Source organism: Pseudomonas sp. AC255 (assembly GCF_979258175.1).
Window position 1 is genome coordinate 5,906,316 of the sequence record NZ_OZ409841.1, and the last position, 19,308, is coordinate 5,925,623.

At 59.8% G+C, this 19,308-nt stretch carries 14 protein-coding genes, 1 tRNA gene and 1 pseudogene; 3 read left to right on the top strand and 13 right to left on the bottom strand.

Annotation, left to right across the window (positions count from 1 at the left end; translation table 11 throughout):
- Positions 1-48: 48 nt before the first annotated feature.
- The 12 genes and pseudogenes from pqqB to rpsU form a co-directional block, all read right to left on the bottom strand.
- Positions 49-960 carry a pyrroloquinoline quinone biosynthesis protein PqqB gene (pqqB, locus tag ACZZ0K_RS26615; RefSeq protein WP_150743541.1) on the bottom strand — a complete coding sequence of 304 codons (912 nt, stop codon included), beginning with the start codon at positions 958-960 and terminating at the stop codon, positions 49-51.
- A gap of 81 nt (positions 961-1,041) precedes the next feature.
- The gene (gene pqqA, locus ACZZ0K_RS26620) at positions 1,042-1,116 is read right to left on the bottom strand and encodes a pyrroloquinoline quinone precursor peptide PqqA (protein WP_003444522.1); all 75 of its coding nucleotides are present in this window, start codon (positions 1,114-1,116) and stop codon (positions 1,042-1,044) included.
- A gap of 156 nt (positions 1,117-1,272) precedes the next feature.
- Positions 1,273-3,684 carry a pyrroloquinoline quinone biosynthesis protein PqqF gene (pqqF, locus tag ACZZ0K_RS26625; protein WP_463559707.1) on the bottom strand — a complete coding sequence of 804 codons (2,412 nt, stop codon included), beginning with the start codon at positions 3,682-3,684 and terminating at the stop codon, positions 1,273-1,275.
- 38 nt (positions 3,685-3,722) lie between these two features.
- Positions 3,723-4,517 carry a carbon-nitrogen hydrolase family protein gene (locus tag ACZZ0K_RS26630; protein ID WP_252884918.1) on the bottom strand — a complete coding sequence of 265 codons (795 nt, stop codon included), beginning with the start codon at positions 4,515-4,517 and terminating at the stop codon, positions 3,723-3,725.
- Between the two features lie 12 nt (positions 4,518-4,529).
- Positions 4,530-6,212: a flavin monoamine oxidase family protein gene (locus tag ACZZ0K_RS26635; RefSeq protein WP_016772878.1), complete on the bottom strand. Its 1,683-nt coding sequence runs from the start codon at positions 6,210-6,212 to the stop codon at positions 4,530-4,532.
- Positions 6,213-6,435: 223 nt separating this feature from the next.
- Positions 6,436-6,897: an Lrp/AsnC family transcriptional regulator gene (locus tag ACZZ0K_RS26640; protein WP_041476707.1), complete on the bottom strand. Its 462-nt coding sequence runs from the start codon at positions 6,895-6,897 to the stop codon at positions 6,436-6,438.
- Positions 6,898-7,203: 306 nt separating this feature from the next.
- Positions 7,204-7,644 (bottom strand): hypothetical protein, encoded by a 441-nt coding sequence (locus ACZZ0K_RS26645; protein WP_309475383.1) that lies wholly within the window; start codon positions 7,642-7,644, stop codon positions 7,204-7,206.
- A gap of 279 nt (positions 7,645-7,923) precedes the next feature.
- Positions 7,924-8,000 (bottom strand) — tRNA-Ile (locus ACZZ0K_RS26650).
- A 15-nt stretch (positions 8,001-8,015) separates the two neighbouring features.
- Positions 8,016-11,760: pseudogene (locus ACZZ0K_RS26655) on the bottom strand (bifunctional diguanylate cyclase/phosphodiesterase).
- A gap of 124 nt (positions 11,761-11,884) precedes the next feature.
- On the bottom strand, positions 11,885-13,732 hold the full coding sequence (rpoD, locus tag ACZZ0K_RS26660) for an RNA polymerase sigma factor RpoD (RefSeq protein ID WP_258707271.1): 1,848 nt from the start codon (positions 13,730-13,732) through the stop codon (positions 11,885-11,887).
- Between the two features lie 67 nt (positions 13,733-13,799).
- On the bottom strand, positions 13,800-15,764 hold the full coding sequence (gene dnaG / locus ACZZ0K_RS26665) for a DNA primase (RefSeq protein WP_150743558.1): 1,965 nt from the start codon (positions 15,762-15,764) through the stop codon (positions 13,800-13,802).
- A gap of 486 nt (positions 15,765-16,250) precedes the next feature.
- Positions 16,251-16,466, bottom strand: a complete 216-nt coding sequence (rpsU, locus tag ACZZ0K_RS26670; RefSeq protein WP_002551877.1) for a 30S ribosomal protein S21 — start codon at positions 16,464-16,466, stop codon at positions 16,251-16,253.
- Positions 16,467-16,665: 199 nt separating this feature from the next.
- Between rpsU and tsaD the strand changes: the two genes are divergently transcribed.
- Positions 16,666-17,691 carry a tRNA (adenosine(37)-N6)-threonylcarbamoyltransferase complex transferase subunit TsaD gene (gene tsaD / locus ACZZ0K_RS26675; protein WP_039757706.1) on the top strand — a complete coding sequence of 342 codons (1,026 nt, stop codon included), beginning with the start codon at positions 16,666-16,668 and terminating at the stop codon, positions 17,689-17,691.
- Between the two features lie 23 nt (positions 17,692-17,714).
- On the opposite strand, the gene plsY is transcribed toward tsaD, so the two are convergent.
- A complete protein-coding gene (gene plsY / locus ACZZ0K_RS26680) occupies positions 17,715-18,284 on the bottom strand; it encodes a glycerol-3-phosphate 1-O-acyltransferase PlsY (RefSeq protein ID WP_041476705.1) in 570 nt (189 codons plus the stop codon).
- A 74-nt stretch (positions 18,285-18,358) separates the two neighbouring features.
- On the opposite strand from plsY, the gene folB reads away from it, so the two are divergent.
- Positions 18,359-18,715 carry a dihydroneopterin aldolase gene (gene folB / locus ACZZ0K_RS26685; protein WP_016772885.1) on the top strand — a complete coding sequence of 119 codons (357 nt, stop codon included), beginning with the start codon at positions 18,359-18,361 and terminating at the stop codon, positions 18,713-18,715.
- Positions 18,706-19,224 (top strand): 2-amino-4-hydroxy-6-hydroxymethyldihydropteridine diphosphokinase, encoded by a 519-nt coding sequence (gene folK / locus ACZZ0K_RS26690; protein ID WP_095181407.1) that lies wholly within the window; start codon positions 18,706-18,708, stop codon positions 19,222-19,224. The genes folB and folK overlap by 10 nt, the downstream gene beginning before the upstream one ends.
- Positions 19,225-19,308 lie beyond the last annotated feature (84 nt).

Below are 19,308 nucleotides of genomic sequence, written 5' to 3' on the forward strand. Positions count from 1 at the left end.
TGTAGGAGTGAGCCTGCTCGCGATAGACCGCGCAGCGGTCTCGATTGCTTAAAGCACGATACTCATGCCGTCGAACGCCACTTCAACATTACGCCGCGCCAGTTCGGCACGCTCCGGCGAATCCTCGTCGAGGATCGGGTTGGTGTTGTTGATGTGGATAAGTACCTTGCGCTGCTCGGGCAACTGCTCCAGCACTTCGAGCATACCGCCGGCGCCGTTCTGCGCCAGATGGCCCATCTCGCGACCGGTGCGGGTGCCGACGCCACGGCGCTGCATTTCATCGTCATCCCACAGCGTGCCGTCGACCAGCAGGCAATCGCTGCCCGCCATGATTTCCAGCAACGGCGCATCGACCTTGCCCAGCCCTGGCGCGTAGAACAGCTTGCCGCCAGTGTTGAGGTCTTCAACGATCAAACCGATGTTGTCGCCCGGATGCGGATCGAAACGGTGCGGCGAATACGGCGGCGCGGCGCTGCGCAACGGCAACGGGGTGAAACGCAGATTCGGGCAGGCGGCTACGGTGAAGCTCTGGTCGAGCTCGATACGGTTCCAGTCCAGCCCGCCGTTCCAGTGGGTGAGCATCTTGAACAGGGGAAAACCGGTGCTCAGGTCTTCGTGAACCATGTCCGTGCACCAGACCTGATGCGGGCAGCCTTCGCGCAGACTCAGCAGGCCGGTGGTGTGGTCGATCTGGCTGTCCATCAGGATGATCGCGCTGATGCCGGTGTCGCGCAGCGCCCGGCCCGGTTGCATCGGGGCGAAGCTTTGCAGTTGCGCGCGGATGTCCGGCGAGGCATTGCACAGCACCCAGTTCACGCCGTCATCGGAAATGGCGATGGACGATTGGGTGCGGGCCTTGGCATTCAGGCTGCCGTCGCGAAAGCCTGCGCAGTTGACGCAGTTGCAGTTCCACTGCGGAAAACCGCCACCGGCGGCCGAACCCAGAATCTGGACGAACATGAACGCTCCATCATTTCAACGCGGAAAATAAAACGCCTCGGCGAGCCGAGGCGTTGCACTGCGATTCTGCGTAGGCAGAACTCAGCGGCTGGCGAAGTACATGGTGACTTCGAAGCCGATACGCAGGTCGGTGTAAGCAGGTTTGGTCCAGGCCATGAGATGTCTCCTTCTGAGGGTTGGGATAGCGCTATCCATAGTTATAGTCCACGGCAGCGCGGTGATGTTCCAATTAGTTAGGCGGCTATGTTACTCAAAATTTCAACGCCGTGACCCGTGAATCTTTGAGAAAGCTCCTTGCAGCCTCGGTAATGATCAGTTTGCCGCTTGCCACGGTGTGCCCGGCATCGATTCATTGGCCAGGCAATGCCAGCCACTCTCGGCATTGATCAGGCGCTGCGCAGCGGCCAGCAAAGCCTGGCGATCGAGTTGCCGGATCGCCGTGACCAACTGCTCCCGGTAATCCGACGAATGGCCGACAAGCTTGCCTTGCCAGAGGAGTTCGGCGGCATCCTTGGTGGACAGTGTGGTGTCGTCGAACTGATCGGCGAGGCTTTGGCGCTGTTGCTCGAGGCTTGCTTCATCGAGCGTTTCGATCAACGCGGGAATGCTATTGAAAAACTCCTGAATGTATTCGAGCAACTTGCCCGCCAGGATCGTCGGCGATTGCACGCCAAAGACAATCGCGGTCATGCCGTGCAATTGACGCAGCGCGCTGAACACGGCGTACCCCAATTGCAATTCGACGCGCAGGCGCTGATAGAAAGGCGTCTGGCACAACTGAGCCAGAAGGCGCCACGCTGCTTCATCAGCGATGTCGCGGCTGGCAGTCGGGCAGATCAGCAGCAAGGCGTGTTCGCTGGAGGCGGTGTTGATCTGGCTCCAGTGGTACTGGCCTTGGGTGATCGGTGTCACCGGTAGTTGATTGTCCGGTGTGCCGGGAATGCGGCTCAGCGCCAGGCCCAAGGCTGACTGGGTGGATTGGTTAAGGCCTAGAGCGAGGCCGTCCCAGCGCGAAGTTGTCCACGGCTGATTGGCATCATCGCTGGTTTCAATCGTGGGCAGGGATTTCTCTGGCAACGCTTCGAGTAGTTGGCGGATCGGCATCGACGGTATCTGCACCTCGTCGCGCGGCGAATCGGCGCCGATCATCGTCAGACATTTCAGCGCATGCTCGAGGATGCTGGGCATCGGTTCCTGTAGTCCGGTCATTTTCAGCAGGCATTGGTTACCTGCGGCGCTGAAAGACAAGTCCACTCCGGCTTCGGACGCATCCTGTCGGGTCTGGCGCAGACTGCGCTGCAATCTTGAGCGCAGATCGGCGCTGGCCGCCGTCTCGACCTGCCAGCGCAGGTAAATCGCGCCCTCATCGCTGTTGTCCGGCAGCGCCTGGCTGAACTGCATCGGCGATCGCTCGCGACGACTGCGCGAGCGATCCTGGGCGAAGGTGCGCAGGCCACGGTGGGCGCTGGTCTGGCCGCGAATCAGACCGGCGTTTGCCAGTGGCTCGCTGGCTCGCAGAAAAGGATTGGCGGCGGGCAGGTGCCAATGATCGCTGAAGTTATCCACAACGCCGATTTCGCGAAGGATGTGCTCAAGCGCGGCAGCGCCGGATTCGGACAGGCCGAATGCTTGCTGCTCGATGTCGGTTCGCGCCAGTTGCAATGCGCCGCTGACTTGCTGCTGGCGCTGAAGCAGGGCGGCGTATTCCTCGCGCAACGGCGTCCAGTCCTGACGGGCGAAGAAGCTCAGCCAGTCCAGCAGGTGTTCGCGAATGGTATCCAGGCGGTCGCCGCCAGCATTGAATTGAAGATGCAGCAGCGCTTGGCCGGCGAGCTGGTAGAGCGGCGTGGCTTTCAGGCTGTCAGCCAGATTCTGTTGATGCAGGTATGCGAGCAATCCACCAGGTTTTGCGCTATTCAACCAATGACAGAGAAAAGCCATCGCCTCGGCGGATGACTCGGGCAACGCGTCGAAAGCGAATAACAGGTTCGCGTGAGCGCCGACCTGTTGATAACTGTTCACTGCCAACGGTGGCGGTGCGGCCTGGGCAACTTTATCCCCAATCGGCAACACCGCTGCGAATTGCTGCGCCAGCTCCCGAAGCTCATCGATACTTTGTGGCCCGACCAGACTCAGGCTCATTTGCCCGGTTCGATAAAACCGCTGATGGAAGTCTTGCAGCGCCGACTGAAACCCAGGCGATTCGACCTGCAAGCTGTCCCGATTGCCCGCATGAAACCCACGCAACGGGTGCTGCGCGGGTAAACCTTCATACAGGGCAAACTGCTGCTGTGCTGTCGGATCCTGCGACCAGGCGACAAACTCCGCCTGCAGCACTTCCCGTTCACGCAGTTGATCGTCCCGATTCATCCGTGGCCGGGCGAGCATGTCTGACAGACGCTCGAGCCCCGCGCTGAAGGACGGCACGGGCAGCTCGAAGAAAAAGTCCGTGGTGCGCTCACGGGTGCTGGCATTCACTTGGCCGCCGTGACGTTGCACGTAGGCCATCAGCCCTTCGTCTGTGGGAAAACGCTCGGTGCCGAGAAACAGCAAGTGCTCGAGAAAATGCGCCAGCCCCGGCCATGCCAGCGGCACGTCATGGCTCCCGGCCGCCACGCGCAACGCGGCAGCGCTGCGCTTGAGACCGGGCACGTGGCGCAGGGTCACGCGCAGGCCGTTGGCCAGGGTTTCAGAGTGGGGGCGGGGATGAGTCGGCGCGGGCATGGGCACTTCCAGAACAGTGAAGTGCCCATGCTAGCGGATTAGCGGCGGTTGAGCGCGCCGTAAAGCTCCGGGCGGCGATCGCTGAGATAGCGATTGGCCTGGCGTGAATCGTTCATCAGTTGTCGGTCCAGTTCGCCGACGATCAACGCCTCGTCCAGACCTGCCAGGGCGATACGGCTGCCGTCCGGCGCGGCAATGCTGCTTTGTCCACAATACTGGATATCGCCTTCATGTCCGCAGTAATTGGCGTAAGCCACGTAGCACTGGTTTTCGAAGGCGCGGGCACGCACGGTGACATCGGCAACGAAATCGAACGGAATCATGTTGGCCGTCGGCACCACAATCAGCTCGGCGCCGGCCAAGGCCAAGCGCCGCGCGTTTTCCGGAAACTCCAGGTCGTAGCAGATCAGGAAGCCGAGCTTCCAGCCGTTCAGCTCAACCACCGGCAACTCCGCTTCGCCGGAGCTGAACATCGACCGGTCGAGATCGCCGAACAGATGCGACTTGCGGTAATTGCACAGACGCTCGCCGTGGGCGTCGATCAGTTGCACGGCGTTGTAGATCTGCCCGTCGGCGGTGCGCTCCGGGTAGCCGTAGACAATCGCCAGACCGGCAGCCTTGGCAATCCGGCCGATCTGCTGCGCCCATTCACCGTTATAGACCTCGGCCAGCGTGCCGACCGCTTCGGCGCCGATGTTGTAGCCGGTCATGAACATCTCCGGCAGCACCAGCAGATCGGCGCCTTTGGCCTCCATCGCTACCTGATGCAGGCGATGCAGGTTGGCGGCGGGGTCCAGTGGCAGCGGTGGACATTGGTAAACGGCTACGCGCATCGGGGAATCCTCTTACTCGGGCAGGGCGATAGGGCCGATGTCTTTGAACACATCACCCGGGCCGGGGTTCTCTTTATGTGTGGAGCCGCCGAAATGTTTCATGATGCCCCACACCGCGTTGAGCGAAGTCTGCACCGCGCCTTCGACCCACGCCGGTGTCCACGACACGTCGTCGCCGGCGATGAAAATCCCGCGCTGTTCGGCCGGCATGTCGTCCTGCATGAAGTGCGCGTACATACGCTGGTTGTAGCGATAATGGCCGGGCAGGGCGCCTTTGAAGGCACCGAGGAAATACGGATCGGCTTCCCACGACACGGTGATCGGGTCGCCGATGATCCGCGCGGCGATGTCGACTTTCGGGTAGATCTTTTTCAGTGCGTTCAACGCCAGCTCAACGCGTTTTTCCACCGGATGCGGGAGCATTTTCAACGCGTCGCTCATCCACGAGTACGACAGGCAGATCACCCCCGGCTTGTCGTCGCCGTTGTCGAACAGATAGGTGCCACGGGTCAGGCGATCGGTAAGGGTCATGCTCATCACGTCGCGGCCGGTCTCCGGATCCTTGTCCTTCCAGAATGGCCGGTCGACCATCACGAAGGTTTTCGACGACTGCATGTAGCGCGTGCGGTCGAGGGCCATCCACATCTTCTGCGAGAACAGGGTTTCATCGCATTCGATCTGAGTGGTCAGCAGCCAGCTCTGGCAGGTTGTCAGGACGGCGGCGTATTCGCGGGTGTCACCGTTGTTGTCGGTAACGGCGAAACGGCCTTGCGGTGCGTGAGCAATTTTCTTCACACCGGAACGTGGTGCGCCACGGTGCAGGGATTTCAGGCTGGTGCCGGCCGGCCAGTGCACGCAGCGCTCCGGCACATGGCGCCAGATGCCCTGTGGCACCTGCTCGACGCCACCGACCACCAGGTGTTGGTGATCGTCGCAATTGGTCATCACCACGCGGAAGATTTCCAGCATCGAATTGGGGAAGTCCGAATCCCAGCCGCCGGTGCCGAAACCGACCTGCCCGAACACTTCGCGATGCTGGAACGACAATTTGGCAAAGGCTTTCGAGGTGGCGACGAAGTCATAAAAGGTCCGGTCGTCCCACAGCGGCACCAGCTTGTTCCACAGCTCTTTCAGGCGCGGCACATCGCGATCGCGAATGGCTTGCTGGATATCGGAGAACTGCGAACCGGCTTCCAGCGCATCTGCCCAGGCGTCAGCGACTTCCTGGAACAATGCAGGAAGATCCTTCAGGCTTTCGGCGTAATAGGTTTCGCCTTCCAGATCGATCACGGTACTGCCCGAAGCACCGGTCAGCGGGTTGGGGAAAGGCTTGGTTTCGAGGCCGAGCTTGTCCACGTAGTGATAGAACGCCGTGGAGGACACTGGAAAGCGCATGCCGCCAAGCTCCGCGACGATGGCGTCGGTACCGTTGAAGGCTTGCGAGCGCAGACGACCGCCGAGTTTCGACGCCTCGTACACCACCGGTTTCAAACCGAGTTTCATCAGTTCATACGCAGCCACCAGACCGGCAATGCCCGCCCCGACAATCGCCACCTCAGCGCCATGGTGCTGCTCGGGAATGCTCCCCAGGCCGGCGGGATGCTCGATCCAGTCGTCAAACGCGAACGGAAAGTCCGGACCGAAAATGGTGACAGGTTTTTTTCCGTCTGCAGGATGGCGGTTGTTCTTGTTCATGGCTGACCTTGTTGGTGACCCGACGCAGGGTTCGCGTCTGAGTATAGGAAAAGATGTCAGCCATTCTAGGGAGCGTGGAGCGCGTTAATAAGGCGCAATGTGTCGTCATTTTGCATGATTATTGTGCAGATTGACGATTGCAGGCTGCATACCGACCAAAGTGTGGGAGCGAGCCTGCTCGCGAAGAGGCTCTGAAATTCACCCGAGAAGCTCGATCAAAATCTTAAACCGGCTGACCCCGATCTATCTTGCTACTCAGAATGATCGACGTCGTGGTCTTCTCCACCCCATCGACGCTGCCAATCTGATCCAGCAACTGATCGAGCTGCTCCGGTGAGTCGGTGCGTAACCACGCCACATAATCAAACTCGCCACTCACCGCACACAACTGCTGCACCTGCGCCATCGCACTCAAACGCCGCAACACGTCCTTGCCGGAACGCGGCTGCACCTTGATCCCGACGTACGCCTGCAAGCCACCATCGACCACACGCTGACCAAGACGCACGCCATAACCGGTGATCACTCTGGCCTTTTCCAGCCGGGCCAGGCGCGACGTCACCGTCGTGCGAGCAATGCCTAGCTGACGGGCGAGCATGGCCACGCTTTCGCGGGCGTTGATTTGCAGCGCGGCGATTAGCTGGCGGTCGATTTCGTCGAGGATGGGTTGGCGGGTGTCTGGCAAGGTGGGCTCCGATGGCGTGGGCGATGAGATTGCCGATGGTACAGGGTCAAGCGCATTGGGGCATATTTGGAACCCATCGCTCGATGAGAGGGATAACGGCTGTGACGGTTGCTCTTGTCAGGTTCAAGGGCTATGATCGGTACGTCAGCACAGACCGGAACTTTGTAAGCAAAGGGTGTTGATTTCGGTGGCGCAAGCCACTCCTAGCCAGTGAGCGGGATAAGCGGGAAACCGTAAAAGGACAGGCCGATATTTCAGATTTACAGAAAGCCCCGTTGCGCAAGCATCGGGGCTTTTTGCTTTCTCTCACACGGATTTCCCCGCGCTACGCATTTCCAGAATGTAGCGGACGTTATGTGGTTTTCCTTTTGGCAGCTTCGAGCGTCCCCATTCAGCGACCTCGTAGGCGGAAATGATCCGGAGTTTGAGAAAGTTTGTTGTATTTTGCGGCTTGCTGATCGAAAAAAAGACCGCGTAGTCATGCAAATCAAGGCAGTAATAGCGCTGACTGTTTTCGACGTAGAAGGGCACCGCCAGGCCTTTGAAAAAGCGTTTTTGCAGGTAGTCCGTGATCTGGCTGCTGTAGTAGTGGCGGTCCGCACAGAAATACCGAGCTTCTCCTCTGTGTCTTAATGGCTGACCGTGACCTTTGTCATCGGTAAAACAGTGGAACCCGAATTCAAACCTGACGACAAGCTGCTGCTCCGCCACTTCAAATGTCTGTTCAAAAGGCTGTAGATGCGCCATGCAATATCTGCGTCCGCCAATAATCAGGTCTTTCCATTCCATTGTTACTGTCGCCGGACGTATTGATTTGTAGGGATTTCCAAGCCCGGTCGCTGATAAGCAGCGACGTCTCGAGAGTATCCCTGCGAAGACATCATCAACAGATGTCTAACCGCTCAAAACCGCAGCTTAGGATCTTTCCTACAGCTCTGGTTAGGTCTTCCGAACATTGCGCCCGCCGAGACGAAACCCAACCACTCGCCCACAAAAAAGCCGCGCATTCAGCGCGGCTTTTCAATTTGGTGGGCCCACACGGACTCGAACCGTGGACCAAAGGATTATGAGTCCTCTGCTCTAACCAACTGAGCTATAGGCCCTCAGTAGGCCGCGGATTATAGCGACGGTTTCGCGGCTGTGCTATCCGAAAAATCCGATACGGTTACATGCAGAAACGTCGCGGCGAATTCGTCCGGGGGCAGCGGCAGGCTGACGATGTAGCCCTGGATCTGTTCGCACCCTTCAGCAGCGAGGAATTGTTGTTGCGCCTGGGTTTCCACGCCTTCGGCAATCACGGTGAATTGCATGCTGCGACCGAGCGCGATGATGGCGCGCACAATGGCCGCGTCGTGGGGATCGTCAGGCAGTCCGCGGACGAAGGACTGGTCGATCTTGAGGATGTCCAGCGGCAGGCGTTTGAGATAGCTGAGCGACGAGTAGCCGGTGCCGAAGTCATCGATCGCCAGTTGCACGCCGAGGTGTTTGAGCTGGTGCAGCACTGCCAGCGCCTCTTCGGCCTGACTCATGATGAAATTCTCGGTAATTTCCAGTTGCAGTAAATCCGGCCTGAGGCGGTTGTCCTTGAGCAGTTGCTCGATGCGCACCAACAGGTTCGGCTGACGCAGCTGTGCGCCAGCGAGGTTTACCGAGAGCGGCCCGAGCGGTTGGTAGATCCGACTCCACTCGAACATTTGCCGGCAAGCGGTTTCGAGCACCCAGTCACCGATCTGCAGGATCATGCCGTTCTCTTCGGCCAGCGGAATGAAATGCTCGGGCGGCACGTCGCCGAAGGTTGGGTGGCGCCAGCGAATCAGCGCCTCTGCACCGACCAGACTGTGGTCGACCAGGCTGATTTTCGGTTGGTAATAGAGAAACAGCTCATCGCGCTCGATGGCGCGGCGCAGTTCGTGTTCCAGCGCTACGCGCTCGCTGGCCTGGGCGGTGAGGTCGCGGGTGTAGCTTTCGACGCGGTTACGCCCCTTGGCTTTGGAGCGGTACATCGCCGCGTCGGCGTTTTTCACCAGGGTGGCGACATCGCAGCCGTCGCGGGGATAGAGGCTGGTGCCGATGCTCGCGCTGATAAAAACTCGTGTTCGCCGGCCTGGAACGGCGCACCGAAGCAGTTGAGCAGTTTCGTCGCGATGTTGTCGGCATCGCTGGCTTGCTGCAGGCCCGGCAGCAGAATGATGAACTCGTCGCCGCCCAATCGCGCGACCGTGTCGATATCGCGCAATTGTTCTTTCAAGCGCACGGCGATGCCCTTGAGCAACAGGTCGCCGACCGGGTGGCCGAGGCTGTCGTTGATGTGTTTGAAACGGTCGAGATCGAGAAACAGCACGGCACCCTGGCCGCCATTTTCCTGCTGGCTGGTCAGGGCCATTTGCAGGCGGCTCTCGAACAAGGTGCGGTTTGGCAAGCCGGTGAGCGGGTCGTGGTGAGCCTGGTAATCAAGCTTGGCCTGGGCATGCTTGAGGCTGGAAATATCGGCGAACACCGCGACGAAGTGGGTGATGAACTTGTCGCGATTGCGCACGGCGCTGATGGTCAGCCAGCTTGGGTACAGCTCGCCGTTCTTGCGCCGGTTGGAAATCTCGCCCTGCCAGTGGCCTTCGTCGGTCAATTGGTGCCACATCGCCGCGTAGAAAGCGCTGTCATGCAGCCCTGACGCCAGCAAGCGTGGCGTGTGGCCCAGCGCTTCACTTTCGCTGTAACCGGTGATTTCGGTGAAAGCGCGATTGACGGCGCTGATGTGTTGTTGAGTATCGGTGATCAACACGCCCTCGGCGGTGCTCTCGAAAACGGTCGCGGCCTGCTGCAGTTTTTCCTGCATGAGATGGCGTTCGGTGATGTCGCGGGCGATGGTCAGCATGCAATCCTCGTCGCCGATCGGCAGCGGGCGACTGGACACTTCGCACAGGCGAATCTGCCCGTCGCTGCGACGGATGTGGCATGTGAAGTCGCGGACAAACCCGTCGCGCTTTAGCAGATCGAGCATCTGTTTGCGTTCGTTGAGGTTGACCCAGATGCCCAGATCCAGCGTTGAACGATCCACCGACATGGCGCTGTTGAAACCAGTGATACGACTAAAACCTTCGTTGACCTCCAACAGCAGGCCGTCGCTCTGGCGCGACAGCAACAGGCCATCCGGCGACGCATGGAAAGCCTTGGCGAACTTCTCTTCAGAGGTTTGCAGTTGTTGTTGGGTTTCCTTGAGCTGGCTGATGTCGCGAACTACCACCACCAGCGCCGGTGTGGTATCGAGGTCGAAGGGCTCGGCGGAAATCAGCCCGGTGAACAGTTGGCCGTTGTTGCGGCGAAAGGGCATTTCCAGATTACGGATGCTGCCGGCCTGCAAACGCTGCAAGAGGCCCGGCCCGACCCCGGCAATGCCCCAGATATTGAGGTTGGTGGCGGTCTGCCCGATCACGTCCTCGGCCCTGAGGCCGATCTGCTCCTCGAAGGCCTCGTTGACCTCCAGCAGGCAGCCGTCGGACAGGCGTGCAATCACCAGAATGTCCGGGCATTGCTCGAACACCGAAGCGAACTTCTGCTCGGACAGGCGCAGCGCCTCTTCGGTGCGTTTGATTTCGCTGATATCGATCATCAACCCGCGCATCACCGGTTCGTGGCCATGCTCGATCAGGCTGACAATGTCGCGCACCCACAGGCAGCGGCCGTCGGCGGTGATCACGCGATAATCGACGATGTGATCGCGGCCCTGGCGCAGCGCTTCCTGCAATAGTTTTGCGTGCGGGTCAGGTCGGCCGGGTGAATGATGTTGTGCCAGAAACCCGGAATCAGCCAGTGAGACTGTGGATACCCGAGCAGGTCTTCAGCATGGGGCGACACATAGCTGTAGGTGAAGTCGCTCATCCGCGCTTCCCAGGCGATCGCCGACAAGCTCTCCACCAGGCCACGGTAGTGATATTCGCTGCTGCGCAATTCCTGTTCGAGGTCGATGCGCCGGGAGATTTCCGAGCTCAGGCGACGGTTGATGCGAATCACCACGGCCAGCACCGTCATCAACAACAACAGACCGGGCAGGCCATACATCAGCAGGTCCGACCAGAACGTGCGGTGGTCGAGCACATTACCGACCCAATGTTCCTGAATGCTGCTGATTTCCGCCGGTGTCATGTCGGCCAGGACTTTATCGAGGATGCCCACCAACATCTTGTTATCGCGAGGCACGGCCATTGCCAGTTGATAACGATACGGGGTTTCGCCGCTGACGTAGAGGCCGTCGAGTTTGAGCTGGCGCAGGCTCCACACGCTCGAAGCCAGATCGCCGACCACCGCGTCCACTTCATCGGTCGCCAGGGCTTGCAGCGCCGAACTGACATTGGGCATGGCCACCAGATTCAGATCGGGATGGTGAGTGCGCAGCAGTTCGTGGGGGGCATAGTTTTCCACTACGGCGATTTTCAGACCGTACAGGTCGTCGAGTTTGCGCGGCTGGGCGCCGCCGACATGAGCGAGGATGACGATCGGGAAGTCGAGGTACGGCCGGGTAAACGACAGATAGTTCTGGCGCTCCGGCGTGGACATGATTCCCGGCAGCAAATCGATTTTGCCTTTTTTCACCTGCTCCAGCACCACTGTCCAGCTTGCTGGCTCGATGGGCGTCAGCTTGATTGCCAGACGTTCACGGATCACCTCGATATAGTCGGCAGCCAGGCCCTGATAGCGGTTCTGATCGTCACGGAACTCGAAGGGCGGCCACGATGCATCAACACCCAGGCGCAAGTCAGGGTGAGCCGCCAGCCAGCTGCGTTCTTCATCGGTGAGAGTCAGCGCGTCAGCCGTGGCGGTGCAGATCATCAATGACAGCAGAAAAAGCACGGGCGCCAGTCTGGGCATAACGCTCTCGTCAGGGCTTGGGATGATTGTTTCGAGTGTAGACGGGGTACGCGACGGGGAGGGCGGAGCGGGGAATTTAATCTGCCATAAAACAAAACCCCCGGCCTGGGCCGGGGTTCTGGTATCACTCGTCGAGGAAGGAGCGCAGATGCTCGCTTCGCGTCGGGTGGCGCAGCTTGCGCAGCGCCTTGGCTTCGATCTGACGGATCCGCTCACGCGTTACGTCAAACTGTTTGCCCACCTCTTCGAGCGTGTGGTCGGTGTTCATGTCGATACCGAAACGCATGCGTAGTACCTTGGCTTCACGGGCAGTGAGGCCGGACAGCACTTCGCGAGTCGCTTCCTTCAGGCTTTCCACTGTGGCGACATCGATTGGCGACTGCATGGTCGAGTCTTCGATGAAGTCGCCCAGATGGGAGTCTTCGTCATCACCGATCGGGGTTTCCATGGAGATCGGCTCTTTGGCGATCTTCAGTACCTTGCGGATCTTGTCCTCAGGCATTTCCATGCGTTCGCCCAGCTCTTCCGGAGTCGGTTCGCGACCCATTTCCTGCAGCATCTGCCGGGAAATACGGTTGAGCTTGTTGATCGTCTCGATCATGTGCACCGGAATACGGATGGTGCGGGCCTGGTCGGCGATCGAGCGAGTGATCGCCTGACGGATCCACCAGGTGGCATAAGTCGAGAACTTGTAGCCACGACGGTATTCGAACTTGTCCACCGCCTTCATCAGACCGATGTTGCCTTCCTGGATCAGATCGAGGAATTGCAGACCGCGGTTGGTGTACTTCTTGGCGATCGAGATCACCAGACGCAGGTTGGCTTCAACCATCTCTTTCTTCGCGCGGCGGGCCTTGGCCTCACCGATCGACATGCGACGGTTGATGTCCTTGATTTCAGCAATGGTCAGGCCGGTCTCGGTTTCCAGCGCAATCAGCTTCTGCTGGCAACGGATGATGTCCGGCTGCACGCGACCGATGGCTTCGGCGTACTTGCTCTTGCCTTTGGCCAGGGCGTCGGACCAGCTTTCGTCGACTTCGTTGCCCGGGAACTGACGCAGGAAATCGGCGCGCGGCATACGTGCATCACGTACGCACAGCTGCATGATCGCGCGCTCTTGCTGACGCAGGCGATCCAGGGCACTGCGTACACGCTCGACCAGGGCTTCGAATTGCTTCGGCACCAGTTTGATCGGCATGAACAGCTCGGCCAGGGCCAGCAACTCGGCAACCGCTGCCCTGTTGTGACGACCGTGCTTTTTCAGGGCCTTGCGGGTGATTTCCATCTGGTCGGCGACGGCGCCGAAGCGCTGCGCAGCGATGACCGGATCCGGACCGCTTTCGGCTTCTTCTTCGTCGTCGGAAGATTCGGCATCATCGTCGTCGGTATCGTCGTCGGCCTTGACGGCTTTCGGGTCAACCGGCGGCGGCACTTCTGCCGCAGGCGGCGCGATGCCGTCGTCCGGGTCGATATAACCGCTCAGGACGTCGGACAGGCGACCACCTTCGGTGGTGACGCGGGTGTACTCGGAGAGAATGTGGTCAACCGTGCCTGGGAAGTGCGCAATCGCGCTCATCACTTCACGAATGCCTTCTTCGATCCGCTTGGCGATTTCGATTTCGCCTTCACGGGTCAGAAGCTCGACCGTACCCATTTCACGCATGTACATGCGCACCGGGTCAGTGGTGCGACCGATATCGGTCTCCACCGCCGCCAACGCAGCGGCTGCTTCTTCCGCAGCGGCCTCGTCGGTATCGGCGTCGGCCAACATAAGGGCGTCCGCATCCGGAGCACTCTCGTGTACGGGGATCCCCATGTCGTTAATCATGCGGATGATGTCTTCCACCTGCTCCGGATCTGAAATATCCTCGGGCAGGTGGTCGTTGACCTCGGCGTAAGTCAGATACTTCTGCTCACGACCCAGTTTGATCAACTCAATAATACGAGACTGCTGTTGCGCTTTTCCGGACATAACACCCTATCCACTGAAGGTCTTGGCGGGCAAAAAACAAGCCGAGGATTATACCTGAGCTATGACCTCACGCGCCAGTTGAGGTCGGGTTTGATGCGGAAACATTGCGACTTAAAAGGTCGCGCAGTTGATTTTTCTCTTCGACGCTCAGTTCGCTTTGCCGCGCTTTCCTGAGTAACTGTTCGAGATTTCGCTCGCGTTGGCGGGCGGACAAGCTAGTAATGGTGTCGAAAAACTGTTGTTCAAGGTTATCTCCGTCAATCAGCCATTCCTTTTCTGCCAGCGCCTTGAGCAAGCGACCCTGTTCAGTACCGTGCCATCGCGCGATCAGCTGAAATGAGTTTAGCTTGGGATTCTTCTGTACGGCTTCGAGCAGCGCCACAAGCAGCTGGGCGTTGGTCTGATTTTCATCGGCAATGTGCCCGGCGTCTTCGACGCGCTTGGCCAGTTGCGGATGATGGAGCAATGTTCGCAGTGCCGTCAGGGTTGGCGATTCAACGCCAATCGGCGTACGCGGGCGCTGCTGTTCGCGATCGCCACCACGTTTGCCGTTCTTGTCCCACGGTTTCTTGTCCCACTTCTTGCCGCCGGCGCCGGGTTTCTTCGGCGTCCATTCCTGCTGCGGCACATACATGTCCTGTGCCTGCGGCTGATGGTAGTCGCTGTAGTCCGGCATGGCGTCATAATCGAAGCCCGGATCGTAGGCGGGCGGTGCTTCCTGCGGCGCACTCTGAACCAATTGGCTGACGGTCTCGCTGCTCAGGCCGGTAATCTCGGTCAGGCGCTGACGCATGAGGATGCGCAGGTTCGCTCCCGGCACCTTGTCGATCAATGGTGCGGCGAGGGTGGCCATGTGTGCCTTGCCCTCAAGAGAGCGCGGGTCGGCTTCTTCGGTCAGTTGCTGGAAAAAATAATCGGCCAGCGGCTGCGCGTGCTGATTGATGCGCGCCTTGAAAGCATCGGTGCCTTCGGCGCGAACCAGGGTGTCCGGGTCTTCGCCTTCGGGCAAAAACAGGAACCGCGCGCGACGACCGTCCTGCAGGCACGGCAGGGTCGCTTCCAGTGCGCGCCAGGCTGCGTTGCGGCCGGCCTGGTCGCCGTCGAAGCAGAACAATACGTTCGGCACGACGCGGAACAGGCGCTTGAGGTGTTCTTCGCTGGTCGCGGTACCCAGCGTGGCGACGGCATTGCGCAAGCCTTGCTGGGCGAGGGCGATGACGTCCATGTAACCCTCGACAACGATGATTTCATCGAGGTTGCGATTGTTCTTGCGCGCTTCATAGAGGCCGTAGAGTTCCTGGCCTTTATGGAATACCGGAGTTTCCGGTGAGTTCAGGTACTTGGGCTTGTCGTCGCCCAGTACGCGGCCGCCGAAGGCGATGATCCGTCCGCGGGTGTCGCGGATCGGGAACATCACGCGATCGCGGAAGCGATCATAGCGCTTGCCGGTTTCGGCGTTCTCGATCAGCAGGCCGGCTTCGATCATGGCTTTCTGTTGCAGGGTGTCGCTGCTCAGATGCTTGAGCAGGTTGTCCCAGCCCGGCGGGGCAAAACCGAGGCCGAAATCCCGGGCGATCTCGCCCGTCAGACCCCGCCCCTTGAGGTAATCCACCGCAGCCTTGCGCGACGGATGACTCTTGAGTGCCTGCCGGTAGAAATCAGCAGCGGCGGTCAGCAGCGGGTACAGCGGCGAATCGGTCGGCTGGCGCGGCTTGCGCTCGCGGCCGCTTTCTTCGCGGGGGATTTCCATGCCGGCGGCTTTGGCCAGATCTTCGACAGCCTGGGGGAAATCCAGATTGTCGTGATCCATGAGAAAGCCGAGGGCGTTGCCGCCGGCGCCGCAACCGAAGCAGTAATAGAACTGTTTGTCGGGGCTGACGCTGAATGACGGGGTTTTCTCTTTATGGAACGGGCAGCAGGCGGTGTAGTTCTTGCCGGCCTTCTTCAATTGCACGCGCGAGCTGACCACGTCGACGATGTCGGTGCGGTTCAGCAGGTCGTCAATGAAGCTCTGGGGAATCAGCCCGGCCATGGCGTTCTCGTCGTCTGCGCTGCAATAAATCCGTTGCGACAGGCCGTCGGACGCGGGCCATTGCTGGAAACGCACAAAAAGTGCGGCTCGACCGGTGTCGTCTGCGTAATCGCTGTCGGGAAGTGTATCTGCCGAAAATCCACTGACGTTAGTACCTATCAGTCTTCGACTATGTGAAAGTGTTGCGCTGAATCCGCTGACGGCCGGTTGTCGACCTCGGATAGCTCAATAAAGCGGGCACGCATGCAGGTGCCTTGGGCTGATCGTCGTAAGAGGAATCAGTGGGTGTGCTCGTCAGTAGCCTTGAAAGGCTCGTCAGAAAAGACGTGCACCGCTGGCAAAAGAGCCAGGCCTGACGCGGTGAAGCAGATTTGTCTCGGTCGCATCGGCGGCGTCGACGGTGAAGCATCAAGCGTTTTACGCAAATGCCATTAGCCCGGCTGAGGGCCGGGCTTAGGCAAGAAGCTTGCTACGAACGTCTGTGGATTAGTACAGACGAACGGCGCGGCGCTGTTCGCGCTGAACTTTCTTGGCGTGACGCTTAACAGCAGCTGCTGCTTTGCGCTTACGCTCAGAAGTTGGCTTCTCGTAAAATTCGCGGCTACGAACTTCAGCCAGTACACCGGCTTTTTCGCAGGAGCGCTTGAAACGACGCAGAGCTACGTCGAAGGGTTCGTTCTCTTTTACTTTGACGGCTGGCATCCAGAGCTACCTTCATTCATTACCGGGGTCAACATCCTCGCGGCAAAAGAGCACTTGAAGACGTCGGTTTTTAAGGGTTGCGGATGTTAACCCCTCATCGCTCGGAATGCAAAGCCTCTGATCGAAAACCGCTGGTCGGGGCATCACGTGGCGACTATTATGCGCGCCTTCGAATTCAGCCTAAACAAGGCGCAAACCCATGCTAGTACTGGGATTAGAAACCTCCTGCGACGAAACCGGCGTCGCATTGTATGACAGTGAACGCGGTCTGCTGGCCGATGCGCTGTTCAGTCAGATAGACCTGCACCGTGTCTATGGCGGTGTGGTGCCGGAGCTGGCCTCGCGTGACCACGTCAAACGCATGCTGCCCTTGATCCGTCAGGTGTTGGCCGAGGCCGACTGTGTGCCGACCGAGATCGACGCAATCGCCTACACCGCAGGTCCTGGCCTGGTCGGCGCGCTGCTGGTGGGTGCGTCCTGCGCGCAGGCGCTGGCGTTTGCCTGGGGCATTCCGGCGCTTGGCGTGCACCACATGGAAGGCCACTTGCTGGCGCCGATGCTGGAGCCGAAACCGCCGGAATTTCCGTTCGTCGCTTTGTTGGTTTCCGGTGGCCATACGCAGTTGGTTCAGGTCGACGGCATTGGTCAATACAGCCTGCTCGGCGAGACGCTCGACGATGCGGCCGGTGAAGCCTTCGACAAAACCGCAAAGATGATGGGCCTCAATTACCCCGGTGGGCCGGAAATCGCCAAGCTGGCCGAGAAGGGCGTCGCAGGACGTTTCACCTTTCCGCGTCCGATGTGTGATCGCCCGGGTCTGGACTTCAGTTTCAGCGGCTTGAAAACCTTCGCCCTCAATACCTGGCAGCAATGCGTCAGCGCCGGGGACGACGGCGAGCAAGCCCGTTGCGACATCGCGCTGGCGTTCCAGCAGGCCGTGGTGGAGACTTTGACCATCAAGTGCAAGCGCGCCCTGAAACAGGCAGGCATGAAGCGGCTGGTGATTGCCGGCGGCGTCAGCGCCAACAAGGCGTTGCGGGTTTCGCTGGAAAAGATGCTCGGCGATATGAAGGGTGATGTGTTCTATGCGCGCCCGGAGTTCTGCACCGACAATGGCGCGATGATCGCATTTGCCGGTTGCCAGCGCCTGAAGGCCGGTCAGCAGGAAAGTCTGGCAATCACCGTGCAGGCACGCTGGCCAATGGAGCAGTTGTCGGCGCTGTAATGAGCGACGCTCATGGACGGCAGTCAGAAATGCCGTTCGCGCCCGGCAAACAGGTCGCGTAGATTGCCGCGATGGCGCCAGACAATCAGCAAGGTCAGCGCGCTCATTGGCAGCAAGGCTTCCGGCTCCTGCCAGGCCAGCAACGGCAGGGTCAGTGGCGTGGCAATCAGCGCCGCCAGCGAGCTGGTGCGGGTCAGGTAAAACGTCAGTAGCCAGGCACATACTGCCAGCAGCGCGGCGGGTGGATACAGGCCGAGCAGCATGCCGGCGGCAGTGGCAACGCCTTTGCCGCCACGAAAGCGAAAGTACAAAGGGAACAGGTGACCGATCACGGCGCATACGCCAATCCAGGCCTGATCCTGCACTGAAAGGCCCGCGCCCGAGGCGATCAGCACCGGCAGCAGGCCTTTGCACAGATCACCGAGCAGGGTCAGGATCGCCAGTTTGCGACCGGCCAGGCGCAGCATGTTGGTGGCGCCGGCATTACCCGAGCCACTCATTCGCGGATCCGGATTTCCGGTCAGGCGGCTGAGCAAAATGGCAAAGGACAGCGAGCCGAGCAGGTAGGCGAGAATCGCCAGTAGCCAAAACATGCTAACTATTCCGGGCGAGGACGCCCTGATTCTAACGGCGCATCGCGCCCTTGTCGTGCAGCGGAGAGAAGTGCTTGGACAGAGTGTTTATCGAGGGCCTGGAAGTCGACACCGTGATCGGTGCCTACGACTGGGAGCGCGGCATCCGTCAGTGCCTGCGTCTTGATCTGAGCTTCGCCTGGGACAATCGCCCGGCCGCCGCCGGTGACGACCTGACCCTGGCGCTCGATTACGCCAGTGTTTCCACGCGCATTCAGGCCTTCGCCGAGCAGGCGCAGTTCCAGCTGGTCGAAACCTTCGCCGAGCGTCTGGTTGAAGTGCTGATGGCCGAATTCAAGATCACCTGGGTGCGACTGAAACTGACCAAACCGGGCGCCGTTCCAGCGGCCAAGGGTGGTGTGGGTGTGGAGATCGAGCGCGGATGTCGCTGACTCAGGTCTACCTCGGGCTCGGTAGCAATATCGAGCGCGAAACCCATTTGCGCGCCGGTCTCGATGCGCTGGCCACGTTCCTGGTGGATATCCGTTGTTCGGCGGTGTTCGAGAGCCAACCGGTGGGCATCAAGAGCGGGCCGTTCTTCAATTTCGTGGTCTCGGCCTACACCGATCTGCCATTGATGGAGCTCGACCGCCGCTTGAAATTCATCGAGGCGGACAACGGTCGTTATGCCCCGGATCGCAAAGGTCTGCCGCTGGATATCGACGTGCTGCTGTATGGCGATCTGGTGGGTAATTTCGATGGATTGATGCTGCCGCGTGCGGAAATCCTGAAAAATGCCTTTGTGCTGTGGCCGCTGTCGTTGATTGCGCCGGATCGGGTGCATCCGGGAGTGGGCAAGAGCTTTGCGATGTTGTGGGCCGAGGCGCAGATTGATCAGGTGTTGGCGCCGGTTGCGTTCGAATGGCGGGGGGAGCAGCTCACGCCTTCGGATTTGCGGTGATATCAAATGCGCTTTCGCGAGCAGGCTCGCTCCCACATTGGATCGAGGTCTCCTGTGGGAGCGAGCCTGCTCGCGAAGTTTTTT